17 protein-coding genes are annotated in these 16,464 nt (G+C 37.1%); 4 read left to right on the forward strand and 13 right to left on the reverse strand.

Annotated features, from left to right (window positions below; genetic code table 11):
• Positions 1-253: 253 nt before the first annotated feature.
• Positions 254-1,183 (reverse strand): alpha/beta hydrolase, encoded by a 930-nt coding sequence (locus PECL_RS07820; protein ID WP_014216045.1) that lies wholly within the window; start codon positions 1,181-1,183, stop codon positions 254-256.
• Positions 1,184-1,321: 138 nt separating this feature from the next.
• Between PECL_RS07820 and PECL_RS07825 the strand changes: the two genes are divergently transcribed.
• Positions 1,322-1,843, forward strand: a complete 522-nt coding sequence (locus tag PECL_RS07825; RefSeq protein WP_014216046.1) for a TetR/AcrR family transcriptional regulator — start codon at positions 1,322-1,324, stop codon at positions 1,841-1,843.
• Positions 1,844-1,900: 57 nt separating this feature from the next.
• Here the strand turns inward: PECL_RS07825 and PECL_RS07830 are convergent, their stop codons facing one another.
• Complete coding sequence (locus PECL_RS07830; protein ID WP_014216047.1) at positions 1,901-2,590, reverse strand: 2,3-diphosphoglycerate-dependent phosphoglycerate mutase; 690 nt, start codon at positions 2,588-2,590, stop codon at positions 1,901-1,903.
• 90 nt (positions 2,591-2,680) lie between these two features.
• On the reverse strand, positions 2,681-3,484 hold the full coding sequence (locus PECL_RS07835; RefSeq protein ID WP_014216048.1) for a hypothetical protein: 804 nt from the start codon (positions 3,482-3,484) through the stop codon (positions 2,681-2,683).
• 219 nt (positions 3,485-3,703) lie between these two features.
• Between PECL_RS07835 and PECL_RS07840 the strand changes: the two genes are divergently transcribed.
• A complete protein-coding gene (locus tag PECL_RS07840) occupies positions 3,704-4,879 on the forward strand; it encodes an SAM-dependent methyltransferase (RefSeq protein ID WP_014216049.1) in 1,176 nt (391 codons plus the stop codon).
• A gap of 100 nt (positions 4,880-4,979) precedes the next feature.
• On the opposite strand, the gene PECL_RS07845 is transcribed toward PECL_RS07840, so the two are convergent.
• A complete protein-coding gene (locus tag PECL_RS07845) occupies positions 4,980-5,972 on the reverse strand; it encodes an SDR family NAD(P)-dependent oxidoreductase (protein ID WP_014216050.1) in 993 nt (330 codons plus the stop codon).
• A 17-nt stretch (positions 5,973-5,989) separates the two neighbouring features.
• Complete coding sequence (locus PECL_RS07850; RefSeq protein ID WP_014216051.1) at positions 5,990-6,859, reverse strand: SDR family oxidoreductase; 870 nt, start codon at positions 6,857-6,859, stop codon at positions 5,990-5,992.
• Between the two features lie 100 nt (positions 6,860-6,959).
• Here PECL_RS07850 and PECL_RS07855 point away from each other — a divergent pair, with 100 nt between their 5' ends.
• Entirely contained in the window at positions 6,960-7,304 is a 345-nt protein-coding gene (locus PECL_RS07855; protein WP_014216052.1) for a MerR family transcriptional regulator, read from the forward strand.
• Positions 7,305-7,341: 37 nt separating this feature from the next.
• Here PECL_RS07855 and PECL_RS07860 read toward each other — a convergent pair whose 3' ends face one another.
• Positions 7,342-7,830, reverse strand: coding sequence for a hypothetical protein (locus tag PECL_RS07860; RefSeq protein WP_041534661.1), 489 nt, complete (start codon positions 7,828-7,830; stop codon positions 7,342-7,344).
• A gap of 347 nt (positions 7,831-8,177) precedes the next feature.
• On the opposite strand from PECL_RS07860, the gene PECL_RS07865 reads away from it, so the two are divergent.
• Complete coding sequence (locus tag PECL_RS07865) at positions 8,178-9,509, forward strand: dihydrolipoyl dehydrogenase family protein (RefSeq protein WP_014216054.1); 1,332 nt, start codon at positions 8,178-8,180, stop codon at positions 9,507-9,509.
• A 56-nt stretch (positions 9,510-9,565) separates the two neighbouring features.
• Here PECL_RS07865 and PECL_RS07870 read toward each other — a convergent pair whose 3' ends face one another.
• The 7 genes from PECL_RS07870 to guaB all read right to left on the reverse strand — a co-directional run bounded on the left by PECL_RS07870 (position 9,566) and on the right by guaB (position 16,278).
• Entirely contained in the window at positions 9,566-9,898 is a 333-nt protein-coding gene (locus PECL_RS07870) for an AzlD domain-containing protein (protein ID WP_014216055.1), read from the reverse strand.
• Positions 9,899-9,917: 19 nt separating this feature from the next.
• Complete coding sequence (locus tag PECL_RS07875) at positions 9,918-10,703, reverse strand: AzlC family ABC transporter permease (protein WP_014216056.1); 786 nt, start codon at positions 10,701-10,703, stop codon at positions 9,918-9,920.
• 119 nt (positions 10,704-10,822) lie between these two features.
• A complete protein-coding gene (locus PECL_RS07880) occupies positions 10,823-12,124 on the reverse strand; it encodes a D-alanyl-D-alanine carboxypeptidase family protein (protein WP_014216057.1) in 1,302 nt (433 codons plus the stop codon).
• 146 nt (positions 12,125-12,270) lie between these two features.
• Positions 12,271-13,395 (reverse strand): sensor histidine kinase, encoded by a 1,125-nt coding sequence (locus tag PECL_RS07885; RefSeq protein ID WP_014216058.1) that lies wholly within the window; start codon positions 13,393-13,395, stop codon positions 12,271-12,273.
• 247 nt (positions 13,396-13,642) lie between these two features.
• Complete coding sequence (locus PECL_RS07890; RefSeq protein WP_014216059.1) at positions 13,643-14,332, reverse strand: response regulator transcription factor; 690 nt, start codon at positions 14,330-14,332, stop codon at positions 13,643-13,645.
• Positions 14,333-14,417: 85 nt separating this feature from the next.
• Positions 14,418-14,915, reverse strand: a complete 498-nt coding sequence (locus tag PECL_RS07895) for a methylated-DNA--[protein]-cysteine S-methyltransferase (protein WP_014216060.1) — start codon at positions 14,913-14,915, stop codon at positions 14,418-14,420.
• A 220-nt stretch (positions 14,916-15,135) separates the two neighbouring features.
• Complete coding sequence (gene guaB / locus PECL_RS07900; RefSeq protein WP_014216061.1) at positions 15,136-16,278, reverse strand: IMP dehydrogenase; 1,143 nt, start codon at positions 16,276-16,278, stop codon at positions 15,136-15,138.
• Positions 16,279-16,464 lie beyond the last annotated feature (186 nt).

Genomic DNA, 16,464 nt, shown 5'->3' on the forward strand with positions numbered 1-16,464 from the left:
TAAATGCTTAAATTAGATTTCAAAATTTAAATTTTCTGTCTTATAGCAATTAATCGTAATTTTAAAAAAATCACTATGCATCATAAAATGAAAAAGCCTCCAATTTGAGATAGTATCCTAAAGACTTTCTGGTTTTCATTCAGGATTTGTCCGTGAAAAGCAGTAATTATCTTAATATTTATTCCAATAAAAAAAAACTCAAAACCACATCAAGGTGAGTTTGAGCTTTTTTACTTTTTAAATCTAAATCATTTTACAAATACTTATTAAAGAATTCAGTTAATTTTTCGACGGCTGGATTAACTGCCTTTGGTTGATCATACAGATCATAGTGTGAAATACCTGGTAGCACCGTTAATTCTTTTTCCTTAGAGCCAGCTCGATTGTACACTTCATAACCTAAACGATATGAACCAAAGCTGCCTGGTTTATCACCAACAATTAATGTCAATGGTTGAGTTAACAACTTTTCAATTAGTAAAGTTGGATCATAGCCTAACATCAGGGGCAAGCTAGTATAACGAACTTTATTTGGTGAAAATTGATCTGCGCCACGCGATGTTCGGTAGTAGTCGACAGCTTCAATAACATCGATATCAGTAATTCCAGCTGCTTTAACTTCTTCAGCATTACTTGGAATCCAGGGAGTAATCATTGGTTCACCGCCGCGAGCCTCAATAGTTCTCTGACGTCCCATTTGTTCCAAAGTTTCAATTAACTTATCGTCTGGTCCAAAAGCCTCGCGATAAGCCTGTCCGGATGAAGCCGCAGCAACCCCAGCAACCGCTTTAATCCGTTTATCTACCTTAGCAGCGTTTATAGTATAACCACCACCCGCACAAATTCCCATTGCGCCAATTCTTTCGGCATCAACGTATGGCAATGTTACTAGATAGTCAATCGCGTACATGATATCCTCAGTTCGATTAGCTGGATCTTCGATATAACGTGGTTCTCCTTCACTTTGTCCTTGATAAGCAGCGTCAAAGGCTAATGCAAGAAATCCATTTTCAGCTAACTTACTAGCGTAAATACTTGAAGTTTGATTCATATCCGCACTTGTTGGGTGTGATACAACTAGCGCTGGATGTTGAGTATTCTCATCAAAATTTTCTGGGAAAAATAAACGGCCAGCTAATTTAAAATGACGGGCATTAAATTTTACATCTTTAGTATTAATCATCTATTAAATCTCCTTATTAACTTTTTGGTATGAAGATAGTATATGGCGATTTAAAATGGAAATTAACACCAACTTGTTAACAAGTGTGTAGTAAGTTACACTTGGGTATAAATTGGGTAGAAACAGGAGTAAATTATTATGGATCGCCGTTCTAAACGAACTATTCAAAATTTAAAAGATGCCTTCGCTAAGCTATTATCGGAAAAAAGCTTTGATGAAATCACGGTCACTGAAATTACCAGCTTAGCCGACGTTTCACGGAAAACTTTTTACATACATTACACAGATAAATATGAATTAATCGATGAATTGTCTGAACAATATTTAAAAGAACTAGATACAGTCAGTCATTCTCCCAAAGAGATATCATCGAAAGAACGCTTAAATCTCTGGCTGAACTACATTACACAAAACAAATTCATCTTTAATCAGCTACTTACAAGCGATAACTCGTATTCATTTCGAAATAAATTTTTACAATATTTATTTAAAGGCCTGCAACGTAACCCTAAAATAAAAAACGAATCTACCGAACTTTACTTCCTGTGCTATGGAATACTAGGCGTGGTTGAGGGTTTTATTACTAATCAAATTAAAGAAACGCCCGCCCAAATTGCTAAGCGGGTGGACGATTTGACTGAGGGTAAATTGGAGCATTAAAAAAGCATCAATCCCAGACCACTTGGAATTGATGCTTTTTATAATTAAAGGTTTAAACTAGTTAAGCTTTGTCTTATTTTGTACTTCAAGCTTGTCGTTGAAGTCATAAACAACTGGTTCACCAGTAGCCATTTCAAGGTTGATGATATCTTCGTCTGAAATGTTTTCGATGTACTTGCTCAAAGCACGAAGTGAGTTACCATGTGCTGCAATGATAACGTTCTTGCCGTCAAGTAACTTAGGAGCGATTTCGTCTTCCCAGAATGGAATAACACGTTCCAAAGTAACCTTAAGATTTTCACCACCAGGGATGATGCGTGGGTCTAAGTTTGCGTAACGACGATCGTTAGCTGCTGATCCTTCGTCACTTGCATCCAACAATGGAGGAAGAACATCGTATGAACGACGCCATATATGTACTTGGTCATCGCCCCATTTTTTAGCTGCTTCAGCCTTGTTTTGGCCTTGAAGCGCACCATAATGACGTTCGTTCAAACGCCATGTCTTTGTTTCAGGGATCCAAAGTTGGTCTGAGCCTTCAAGAGCATAGTGCAATGTTTTGATAGCACGAGTTAATACTGAAGTATAAGCGTAGTCAAATTCAAGTCCTGCATCTTTGATTAACTTTCCAGCGTTTTGTGCTTGTTTTACACCTTCATCACTAAGGTCAACATCAACCCAACCAGTAAATTGGTTAGATAAATTCCATTGACTTTGTCCGTGACGAATCAATACTAATTTTGCCATGTTCAAAAATCCTCTTTTCTTATTTTCGTTCATCATATTATACAATTAATGAAGTATTTTCACAATATAGCATAGCTTGAAATCCATTTACTACTTTGCTTTTTGACTGATCTCACCGCTCGAATTGTCAGCCCTACTATTCTCGATTTTACTATTCTGAGCACGTTGTGATGAACTTGTACTTTGGTTTCCATTATTGGGGGCCGGTTGAACAACTTTTCCATTATCCGGTGGCTGAACTGCTTCTCTCGTACTTTGACTATATCCACCTTGCTCTTGATTTCCAGATGTTCCAGCGGTATCCGAGCTACCAATTGAATTGTTAGAATTTATCATCCCGCTATTATTAGCATCCTGTAATTTGGTTGCCTGATCATAAAGTGTTGAATAATAACTGTCTTTAAAACTACCATCGTTGAACAACAAATCAAGCTGAGCATTGGATTGCATAAACATCTGCGACGCATTCAGCTCTTTAGCAACTTTTAGTTGTTCACTAAAATCTTTAAACTTTTTTTGAACTTTAATAACCAAACTATATTGCTTTTTACCTAATCTAGTCAGAGTTTTAGAGCCCATGGGGTAATCACGGCTAACTACCTTGTATTCTCGCTTGGCGTTGTTGAATTCTTGTCCCTTAAAAGCCGAATCTGCTTTAACAATTCTTTGCGTCTGATGTAATAAATCATTGGCCGCCTTGTCGTTACGTTTTTTTAATAAGGCATCTGAAAAATAATTTTGTGCCGCTGCGTAATTTTTATTTTCAATCGCTAATCTACCACTCACTAAATCTTGATTATATTGTCGATTATTTTCACGATAGTGAGCAATCGAATATCCACTTACGCTACCTGCAACTATAACGATTAAAATAATCCAAATCCATCGTTTCAAGGAATATGTCCCCCTATAAAAATATGCTTCCATTATAACATGCTGTGTTCGTTTAAGTGGACTAAAGAAGAGGTCTAAAGAGAACTCTGCCGCTCAACAGAACTTAACCTAAGCTATACCATTGGGCACATTTTTCATATTACTTTGTTTGAGATGTTTCCAAAATTGGCGTATAACTGAATCTGTGATTCTTATTAATAATATAGAAAGGTATTTATAATGCTTGAAAAACAATTCTATAAACAATTTTTAAAACGTTCCTTCAATATCCCCATAAAAGTTAACTATTGGGATGGTAGCAGTGACGTGTACGGTGATGGAGAACCTGAAATAACAATAACTTTCAATGAGATTATTCCTGTAAAAAGCATCACTAAAAATGCTTCGATCGCCCTGGGAGAAGCTTACATGGATAAAAAAATCGAAATTGACGGTAGCATTCAGGAGCTACTAACGGCAGCGTATGAAAGTGCTGACAGCTTTTTTCACAACAAAAAGTTTATCCACTTTCTTCCTAAGCAAGGTCATGGTGAAAAAGAAAGTCTTAATGATATTCAAACTCACTATGATTTAGGTAATGATTTTTACCAAAAATGGTTAGATCCGACTATGACATATTCATGCGCTTATTTTGAATCACCTAATGATGATTTAGAAACCGCACAAATGAATAAAGTTCGCCATATTTTGCGTAAATTGGACCCTCAACCTGGCAAGCGCCTTCTGGATATTGGTTGTGGTTGGGGCACCCTCATGCTAACTGCAGCTAAAGAATTCAATTTAAAAGTAGTGGGTGTTACGCTCAGCCGTGAACAATATAACATGGTTCAAAAGCGAATTGTCGATCAAGGACTTAGCGGTGTCGCGGAAGTTCGTCTAGAAGACTATCGTGAATTGGGCGACGAAAAATTTGATTATATTACTAGCGTTGGTATGTTTGAACACGTTGGTAAAGAAAATCTTAGTATTTATTTTGATAATGTCGCTAAGTATCTTAAAAAAGATGGTGTTGCCTTGATTCATGGTATCACTCGTCAGCAAGGTGGTGCTAACAACGGTTGGCTAAACAAGTGGATTTTCCCAGGCGGTTATGTTCCTGGCCTCGTAGAAAACACTGAACACATCATTAATGCTGGTCTCCAAATTGACGATTTAGAACCGCTCCGCCGTCACTATCAAAAAACAACTGAGCTCTGGGACCTAAACTTCAATAAGCATCGTAGTGAAATTGCAGAAATGTTTGATGAACGATTTGTTCGCATGTGGGATCTATATCTTCAAGCTAGTGCTGCTTCCTTTGAGTCAGGAAACATTGATGTTATACAGTTCTTATTGACCAAGGGCGCAAGCGGCCGCGTTCTTCCGATGACTCGTGATTATATATACGAGAAATAGGTAAAACATATTTTTTAAACACAATAAACTCTTGTATACAACAAATATCGGCTAGATTCTTTTGAAGTCAGCCGATATTTGTTGTTTTTTATGTGGATCATTAAACCTTTTTTCGATCACTGCTACTACGCTGGTACCACTTTTTTACAATCGGTTCAAACCTACGCCATAATTTTATTGCGCTTTGCATATTCAACGAATATTCAGCCACACCATAGGAACCAGAATTCCCAGTATTAGCTATTACCTCATTGGAATTTTCAAAATAACGGCCACTTACCCCATTTAATAGTGGGGATGTCGCAACAAATATTGTTGTAGCAGCTCCCTGTGACATTGTTTTCCAACCGTTTGATGTATTAATAAGTGTACCCTCTTTTTCAGTAGCTCCCATCTTCTCCAAAACTATTTTAGGCACATAACGCTGCAAATTAGTCATTATTCCACCAGGCATCAATGCATTAGCAGTAATGCCATCTTTTTCCCAAAAATGAGATACTCCAACTGTAAATAAATTAACGGCAGTTTTGGATTGGGCGTAAGCAATTTCTGGCTGATATTCTCTGAGTTTAAAATTGATATCATTCCAATCAATATCGCTGTGTAGATGAGCCGAAGAACTGACTGAAACAATTCGTCCGTGCACACGTGCTAAAGCATTATGCAGTCCGTATGCCAATGCAAAGTGCCCTAAATAATTGGTTGAAAATTGCATTTCATAACCACTGGGACTTAGTTTCAAAGTTGGAACATTCATAACGCCTGCATTATTAATTAAAATATCTAGCGGTTCTTTCCAACTTTTAACAAAATCTACGATACTATTTGGATCATTTAAATCTAATTCAGCAACATATACGTTTTTATTTTTTGTTTCTGAGCTTAACTTTCGGGCCACGACTTGCCCTTTTTCTATGTCTCGAACCGCCAAGGTAACTTTGGCACCATGGAGTAACATAACTCGCGCAGTTTCTGTACCAATTCCAGATGCAGCACCAGTAATAATTACTTGTTTCCCACTTAGATCAATTCCATTTGCAACTTCTTCAGCAGTGGAATCAGCATTAAAATCACTTATAATTCGAGTTGACATTGAATAATCCTCCTAGACTAATTTTCATCACTATCTTTAGGACCCGGCATCAAGGCATTCCAAAGAGTCGTTTGTTCACCAATATTTCGTTTGCTAAATTCTTCCCAAAGCCAGTCTTGTCCAAGCAATTTTTTTGCACGTGGGATTGCCTGTCCGTCTGGGCCACTGTAGTAACGAACCTTAGAAGTATTTCCATCATTAACCATATTAAACATCACATCAGCAGTTAATTGCGGATTAGAACGAACTGTATTTAGTGAATTAAATTTATTCCACGAAGCCATGTAGGATTCTGGCACATTTTCGGCTCGATCAACTTTATCAGGTCTAAAAATCGAAGTATTCATATTTCCTGGAAATAACGCCTTAACAACTATTCCGAATTCTGCAAGTTCAGCATGTAATCCCTCACTAAGCATTGCAACGGCTCCCTTCGATGCTTCGTAGGTCGAAGTATAAGGAAATCCAATTTCGGCGCTAATGGAACTAACGTTAATGATGATTCCTGAGTGTTGTTCTCTAAAAATTGGAATAAATGCTTTATTTAAAGCTATTAATCCAAAAACATTGGTTTGAAATTGCCGATGAATCTGATCCATGGAGCTACCTTCTAATGGCCCGGCCTGAAAATATCCTGCATTGTTAATCAAAGCATCAACATTTCCAAATTGTCTTTTTGCAAGATCTCCAAAAGCCAAATCCGCCTTTTCATCATTTACATCTAGGAGTAATGTTTTAACTCCGTCGATCTCATCATGAACATGTAAATCACTTTCCTTTCGAACTGTTGCCACAACATTCCAACCAGAATTAGCAAACATTTTAACGACTAAATTTCCAAATCCACTTGAAGTTCCAGTAATTACAACCACTTTTTTATTTGTCATGTTTTTATCTCCTCATAAACAATTTTTTAAATTGTTTGTAGTATACTTGGTTAAAGTAACTTTAAGTAAAGCGTTATGCTTTTTATGTTAAGGAGAAATAATGACAATCACAGAATTAGCAAAAAAGTTAAATATTACAACATCAGCTCTGCGTTATTATGAATCAATTGGTTTAACAATTGCCGACAGAGACGAGAAGGGAAATCGAAATTATACCGGCATACAAGTCGAGCGAGCTCAACGCGTGGCATATTTCCGTCATGCTGGAGTTCAAATTAGCGATCTAAAGGTTCTGTTTGCAGATGAAATGAGTGATAAAGAAGCTATTGCAATGATGGAAAAAGCTCATTCTAATTTAGAAGATCAACAAAGGAACATCTCAGAAACTCTAGCTTTTTTAGATTACAAACTTAATTATCATAAAAAACGTCTTAAACAAAATTAATTTGATAATAGTATGGCGATCGGTAGGAATATTAATTCTATATGTTTTCTGACTGTTTATTTTTATGCAAAACACTAATAACATAGCGTGCGATTGGTTGTGCAATAAATGCCTCAACAATTAATGCAATCGTAAAATTGCGTGGCCATTTATAAAAGAATTGCGTGACGGGTTTCATGCTTATGTTGCTTGTTCCTATCCAAGAACCCACGATAGTTAGTACTAAAGACATCAAAAATACGTTACAAATTGCAGTAATTAGCATAGTTGATCGAAAATTAGAATTTTCATCCAAAAACCATGAGCTGAGTTTTGTAGCTGGCCCTTGCGTGAGAGTCGTGAGTATTATTATAACGACCCATAATAAGGGAACCTGATGCAATACAAGTAGCCAATTATGTACCGAAAAGCCAACTTCAAATCCTGTTATAACGGGTGCAATGATGTTGACGGAAAGAATCGAAATAATTAGCATGAATAAAATAGTTTCTCTAAAACTTTGTGGTAAGCGTTGTTCAAATTCCAAAATATAAACCTCTCTTTTTGTTAATCAATAAAAAAACAGCACACCCTTCACGAATACTGAAAGGGTGTGCTGATTTCTTATACGCACTTTATTGATTTGTTTAAGTTTAACATTTTTAAAAATTCGTCGCAAAGACAAAATACAATAAATTAATTATGACCTTTGTTATGTATCCAACTCATAAATAGTAATATCTATCGTGATCAATGCAACCTGCTCTAATAATTCCTTCTTTTAGTACAACATCAAACTAAACTAATAGTAAGTACAAGTCCTTAAATATCCCATTTCTTACTTAATCTGCTACAATTTCTTTGAAGATAATAATCAAGTTGGGGGTTGAGAGTATGGATTTTGACGTTCTATTTATTGGAAGTGGACAAGGTGCCTGGAATGGTGCGATACCGATGGCACAACACGGCTTAAAGGTGGCTGTTATTGAAGAAGGTAAGTTTGGTGGAGTATGTACGAACCGCGGGTGTAATGCAAAAATAACTCTGGATCGACCTGTTGAAATTTTGCGCCAGGTTGAACAATTGCAGGGACGTGGATTTGATACTTTACCAACTTTGAACTGGCACGCTTTAATGATACATAAACACGAGGTGATTGATGGGCTTGCATACGGTAACGAGATGAAATTACAAAATGCAGGTGTCACAAACATTAAAGGGCATGCTAAATTCATAGATGTTCACACTATTGAAGTGAACGGCAAACAATATTCTAGCGATAAAATTGTTATTGATTCTGGACGTCGCCCCCATCGCTTGAACATTCCTGGCAATCAATTGTTCCATGATAGTACCGATTTTTTAGTTTTAGAAAATCTTCCAAAGCGTCTAGCGATAATCGGTGGTGGATACGTTGGAATGGAATTTGCCACAATTGCCAACGCCTTTGGTAGCGACGTAACTGTTATCCTTCGTGGAAACCGAATCCTAAGATCATTTCATAAGCCTTATGTTGACCGACTCGTAACTGATCTAAAACAAAGGGGCATCAAATTTCAATTTGATGAACAACTTGAAAGCGCCGTTCAGGTCGATGATGGTATCCAATTATTAGGAAAAGATGGTTACCAACTCACAACCGACTATGTTTTAGACGCAACCGGTCGAGTTCCAAATGTTGAAAATATGAATTGGGATGGTATTGGATTAAAATATGACACATTGCGCGGAATTCCGGTCAATGATCACTTAGAAACAAACATTCCGGGGATTTACGCATCAGGTGATATTTTAGATAAATCACTTCCTAGGATCACACCAACTGCCATTTTTGAATCGCAATATCTTTCGCGACTTTTCACAGGTATGACAACCGACGCAATTGACTATCCAGCAGTTGCTTATACGGTATTTACCTCTCCAAGAATTGCTTCAGTAGGCGTCACTCCAGAATTTGCCAATGCCCATTCAACCGAATATTCAGTTGAAACCTTTGATTATTATGATGACTGGTTCCGGCAAGTTGGAAACGAAAACAATGGTGGAGTTACAATCATATTTAATAAACAGCATATTATCGTTGGCGCTACAAGTATTGGAAACGACGCCGTTGAAACAATCAACGGATTAACCGACTTAATTGAAAATAAGGTCAGCCACAGTGATGTCGAACGTTTGATTTATATTTTCCCCAGCATTGCTCATAGTTATATGCGTAAAATTTAAGACTCAAAAAGGCTACCAAACAGTATTGTTTGGTAGCCTTTTATGTATATGATTAATCATAGAACAAACGACAATACCAATACAGTAATCAAACCGACAATTACTGACATTGCCATCGAACGAGTCCAGTAAGAGATGATAATTACTACTACTGCCCCAATAATTAAGTCTAGATTTCCATGAATAACAAAAGTATATGTTTTAGAAATAAAAATTCCTTTTACCACCAAAGCCGTGAATAAGGAAATTGGTACATATTTCATCCAATCATTAAACCATTCAGGAATTTCTCGTTTAGAAAAAAATAATAACGGGATATACCGTGGCGCAAGGGCGACACAGAAACCTAATATGATAATCATTAAATGATCCATTGCGTTATATTGCATCGTTATTTCTCCCAACTACCTACAGAATATCCGAATCCTTATCAAATTCCTCGACGACTGGCCCATTACTACGAGATCCAATATCTCTTAACAAGAAACTATTTTTATTCCGCTTTTTCAAGAGTTCCTCAATTGCAAATCCTGTAAACGAAGCCAGCAAAGTTGATGCAACCAGACCTAGCGTGCTCTTTGTGAAAATTAAACAAACCGCTGCTAATACGCCTGACAATATGCAAACTAAGAGTGATAAACGTGACTTAACTTGCATAACAATCATATAGATAAACAATGCTGTTAGAGCAAAATCAACCACTTCTAGATTGATTGACAGTGCACTACCAATCAACGCGCCTATCATGTTAGAAATTGTCCAAAAGAGTAACGACCAGTGTTCAACTTGCCGGGCGTCATTTGGCGTCCAATTTTTATCAGTAGCAAATTTCAAATAGTTTACCGCATAATTTTCGTCATTAAGTGACAAAGCAAACGTGAAAATAAAGCGATGATTTTGACCTTGCAAATACTTTGACAAACTCGATCCCAATAACGCATATCGAAGTTCAAGAAAAAACAACATCAAAATGATGGTTAAAATCGGAGCATTAACGGTTAACATCTGTGCAATTAAAAATTGCGCACCACCTGAAAATACCATCAAAGAAACCATTCCCGTTAATAAAAAGTTAAACCCGCCCGCATGAAGCAAAATTCCACACGCCAAGCCAATTGGTGTATAACTCAAACAAAGTGGCCACGCCACTTTAAAGGTTTCCTTCCAACGTGGTGTATCAACTGTTTCTTTCAAATTTCTTCCTCCAAAGCTAAGAAAAAAAGAAAATATCTCAATCTTAAGAATGTAAATACTGCGAAACTATTTTACCATGTAATTTTAACATTTTATAGGGGTCAGTAAAATTGTCACATTTACGCCCAAATCAACCCTGTTCCAAATAAACCATGAAGCCATCTTAAAAACATTGTAAGATAGCCAGCCTTTTGAACTTTATTTTGTGGTTTAACCTTAACCTGAACGCCATATTTAGTCGTTAAAAAGTGATTTTCCTGCCCGGGTTGGCTTAATTGCAAGGTCGCTATAACTTTATTTTTACTAATCGTGCCACTTATCTTATCATCTTTTACTATCTTAGGATTAAACTTATTTTCACGTAAAATCAAATCGCTATTTTTGCCCGCAAACCAATAGTTAAAATCCGAAGCGGTGCGAACTTGAACATTCTGCACCTTAGCATTTTTTATAGTTACATTTGCATCATCAATTTTAGAATCCTTATCAAAGTGGTGTACTTTATACTTTTTGCTGACCATATTCCATAAAGTTTTCGTGTCTGTGAAACGAGCCACTCCATTGTTTGCCGCGTTAGACCCCAAGACAACACTAATTACTCGTTCATTTTGAATCCAACCGGTTCCAACAAAACACGCACCCGCCTTATTTGATGTTCCGGTTTTTAACCCATCAACCTCTAATCGCTGGTCGTAATCCGACCCACCTTTTAGCAACAAGTTATGATTAGTGATTGGCATCTTATCCTTACCATTATTAAACGTATCTTTGTACTTAGAAGTGATTTGTAAAATCTCCGGAAAATTATTCAACAGTTGTTGAGTTACTACTGCCATGTCTTTAGCTGACATCTCATTTTCAGAGTTGGCTGGTGTATTAGGTAATCCATCGCTGCCAACCTGGTCCTGCAATAAACCTGCTGCATTATATATTTTGGCATTTTTGATTTTCCATGCCGCTAACTGCGCTTTCATCTCACTAACAAACGCCTTCGATGAGCCTGCCTGTGCTACGCCTAAAGCCATAATGGCAGCGTTCGCGGAGTAGATTAATGACGCGTTCATCAATTCCCGAACTGTATACTCCTTTTTATCATCTAATGGAACATTTGTTAATTCAGAATTCTTACTAACTTTCGCTAAATTCGGACTAATCTTTACTTTTTGGTTCCAATTCATTGTTCCATTTTTAATACTTCTATAAATTATGTACGCAGACAATAGCTTACTTGTTGATGCAATTGCCAATGGTTTATTAATGTTTTTTTGGTACAAAATTTGTCCCGTTTCTTGGTCAATCACTAACCCCGCTTTAGCTGAAATAGTCGGTTCCTGCTTTCCGACCGCGGCCTGCGCAATACCAGCCGTACACAGTTGTATGCTTAAAATTAGCATACCTACGATTGCAAATATTTTTTTCATGAAATCCCCCCGCAAAGCATTCTATTTTCTAATATAAGTTAAAATAACTTGTTTAGCAATAACATTTTTAGAACACAAAAAAAGGAACTATGCCATTTAAAATACCTCAATTCAAATGACAAGTTCACTCTAATAAATATCCATTGTCACACTTCTTTATACTGGATTGGAATTCTAACTATAAAACTGGTCAGCTTATCTGTTGAAATCACCTTGATTGATCCACGGTGCATCTCAACAATACTTTGGGCAATCGCTAAGCCAAGTCCAGTTCCTCCAGTTGCTTTAGATCTTGAAGTTTCCACACGATAAAAACGATCAAAGAGTTTATTTATTGCAGATTGTGGAATTGCTTCTCCGTCATTAGAAACCTCAAATACCACTTCACTATCTTCTTTTTTAGCCTTCAAATAAATATTATGTCCGCCATGGCCATATTTTAGCGCATTGGAAATTAAGTTGTTAAATAGCCTACCCAGTTTTTCAGCATCACCAGTAATCTTCAAATTTTCTGGATCACAACTTGAGGAAATCTCCATTCCTTTTTGGCTTGCTTCTAACTCAAAACTAGCCGCTAGCTGTTCCAACATGGGATTAACACTAATAGCATTAATTTTCATATGAGGATCGGATTGGCTCACTTTTGTATATTCAAATAAATCGTCTACTAAGGACTTCATTTGAATCGATTTTAAATATGCTGTATGTGTATATTTAAAAACATCATCCATTTTACGATATTGGTGGTCCTCAATTAATCGTAGATACCCAATAATTGAGGTTAGTGGCGTCCTAATATCGTGTGATACATTGGTAATCAAATCATCCTTGGACTGCTTTAATTGGTGTTCCTCGTTCATCGAACGAATAACACTATCAACCAAAGAATTAACACTATCAACAACCTTTTGATGATCTCCACTTAATTCAAAGGGGATTCGGTGATCAAAATGTCCATCAGCAATGTAATGCAATTCAGAGATAATGTGGCGTAATTGCATTTGCTTATAACGCCTTTCCAGTCGCCAGTACACTACCCACACATCGATAATCCCCATTAATACGATGAAAACATTTTGGTAACTCCATAACTGGAAACGTCCCACATGAACTGAGCTCTTAATAATATACACTGCACTAGATAAACCTGGATTGGACTTTAACGCCCCATTTAATAAAATAAAAATAGACAAATTAAGGAGTAACAACAGAATAACTGTTAATACTCCTTCACCAATTAATTCAGATTTTTCACGACCCGTCAACTTCATATCTAACCATACTCCTAATTAGAGAGCGAAACATAAGTCAGGAAATGACGAGCATTACTAGCTCGTAAACAGCAGATGTTTTGTTACACAAAACTTAATACTCGTACGCTGTCCATTCCTATGGGCACCTATGGGCGAAAAGCGCCTCATAGGAGCTGGCAAGGGCGGAATCATTTGACTTATTTCTCGTATTTTTGCTTTTCAGTTCGGAAAATAAATTCAGATTTTAATTATGTCACAGACCTAATTAATGCTGAACAATTTTGTATCCAACGCCCCAAACAGTTTCGATAACTTGATCTCCACCTGTTGCTTCTTCAATCTTATCTCTTAAATGACTTACATGAACCATAACTGTCTTAGCTGAGATGATACTTTCTTGTTGCCAAACTCGCTCAAAAATTTCATCGGCTGAGAAAACCCGATTGGGGTGACTTGCAAGTAAATAAAGAATTCCAAACTCCAACGCCGTTAACTGAATAGAATCCCCCGTCAAAGTTTTAACTTCATGTGAATCACTATTAATCGTTAATGGTCCAACATCAAGAATCTCTGGTCCCTCGCTAGTTACATCATTTTCACTACGGCGTAGCAAAGACTTAACTCGAGCCATAACCTCCAACGGATTAAAAGGCTTAGCCACATAATCATCAGCACCGCTCAATAATCCTTTAATTTTATCCATATCATCTGTTTTTGCCGATAACATTAAGATTGGTATTTTAGAATCCTTGCGAACTTCTTTAACAACTTCCATTCCGTTCATCTCAGGCATCATCACATCTAGTATCATTAAACTAATATCTGGTTCTGTGTGCAAACGCGTCAATGCTTCCTTACCATCATAAGCCGAAATTGGTTCATAACCTTCGTTCTTAACATAGATATCAAGTAATTCAACAATTTCTTTATCATCATCCACAACTAAAATTTTCATAGGCGCTCCTCTATATAACTATTTTCTATTAGTTTAGCAAAGTCCTCTTAGATTGCGGTAAAAACCAATCTGATTTTAGTAATCTTTAAAGTTTAGTGCCAGATTCCATTGCAAGTAAACGTCGTTTCATAGCTGAACCACCACGATATTCACCCACTGAGCCATCTTTTCGAATAACCCGATGACAAGGAATCACAACCATTAAAGGATTTTTCCCAACTGCAGAAGCTACAGCTCTTACTGCATCCGGATGTCCAACTCGCTTAGCCAGCTCAGTGTACGTAACCGTGGTGCCGCGAGGAATAAGTTGTAAGTTATTCCAAACCTCTTGTTGAAGCTTCGTTCCACTTTCGATGTCTAATTTCAAATTAAAGTTATCCCGTTTACCATTTAAATAATCAATAATTTGAGTCGCAGCATCTTGATTAAATTCATCACTTTCAATTAGATCAATATCCGGATAAAACTTTTCAACTTCTTTAAGATCGGCATTAGGAGATCCCACAAATAGTAATCCCTTTTGAGTTGAAATAAGATAGTACTCACTCTGATTAGCAAAAATTCTTGTGTAATAAGCTTCCATAAGCATTCTCCTCTAACTATTCTTTTTATCCAATTCTATTCCAACAATGAAAGTTAGTCATCTATATTTGCTTCATTATATTTTCAAAATCTAACATTAAAGTGTTAGTGCCTATCAAAAAAACTTACCCATTAAACACTTGTTAAGCGTTATAGATAAGTTTTAGTGAAATTCAGTTTAGCTTATCCACTCATATATCGAGCCAAAGTCCACTGATTTCTTATTTATGGTAATTTGGGGCTTGCTTTGTCATCTGAACATCATGTGGATGGGACTCAACTAATCCTGCATTAGTAATTTGAATAAACTGTGCCTTATCAGCAAGTTCTTTAATTGTTGCAGCACCCACATATCCCATTCCAGAACGCAAGCCACCTAACATCTGGAAAATAATATCAGATACGGGCCCCTTATAAGCAACTCTCGCTTCGATACCTTCTGGTACCAACTTATTGGCCTCATTAACACCACCTTGGAAATAGCGGTCTGCTGATCCTTTTTCCATTGCACCAATTGACCCCATGCCACGGTAGGACTTAAACTTTTGTCCACCATCAGCAATAACATCTCCTGGAGTTTCATCAGTACCAGATAACATGCTACCCAACATAACAGCATTTCCGCCAGCCACCAAAGCTTTCACGATGTCTCCTGAAAATTTAATCCCGCCATCAGCGATAATTGTCTTCCCATATTCACGTGCGATGCCAGCAGCATCATAAATTGCCGTGATTTGCGGAACACCAACACCTGCTACGACTCTAGTTGTACAAATTGAGCCAGGACCAATTCCAACCTTAACAACATCAACTCCGGCATCGAATAAAGCCCGAGTTCCATCAGCAGTAGCAACGTTACCCGCAATCAACGTTTGATCAGGAAATTCTTTGCGAATTTCAGCAATTTTTCTCAAAACACCTGCCGAATGTCCATGAGCTGTATCAATAACAATCGCATCAACCCCAGCATCAATTAACGCATTAGCTCGTTCAAACGTATCGCTTGTTACTCCGACAGCTGCGGCAACAATCAATCGTCCTTGCTGGTCAAGAGCGGCTTGGGGAGTCTGCTTTAAGTCAACTTTGGTTTCTTTAACAGTTTTAACTTCGTTAGCTTGTGCATCGCGGCTCATATTCTTATGCACAACTCCAAGTCCACCTTGTCTAGCCATTGAAATCGCCATAGCAGACTCAGTAACTGAATCCATCCCAGCACTAATAATTGGAATATTAAGTTGTAAATTATCTGTTAACTTAGTTGTAAGATCTACCTCATTGGGAAGCACATGGCTTTCAGCTGGAATTAAAAGTACATCATCAAATGTTAAACCTTGTTTAGTAAATTTATTGTTCCAATTATTCAATGTTAGAATTCTCCTTTTTGTTTTCTTTTATCGTGACGCTTTTTCTTTGGATCAAATTATACAATACTATAGTAAAAACGAGTTATATAAGTTCTTTTTTTCTGGCATGTGCGAGGTTGGAAAGCTTACTAGTCCGCCATCCATAAGCTCTGTTCAAGCCTTATAGTCGAAATGAACCACACAAAC

The organism is Pediococcus claussenii ATCC BAA-344, from assembly GCF_000237995.1.
GTDB lineage: Bacteria > Bacillota > Bacilli > Lactobacillales > Lactobacillaceae > Pediococcus > Pediococcus claussenii.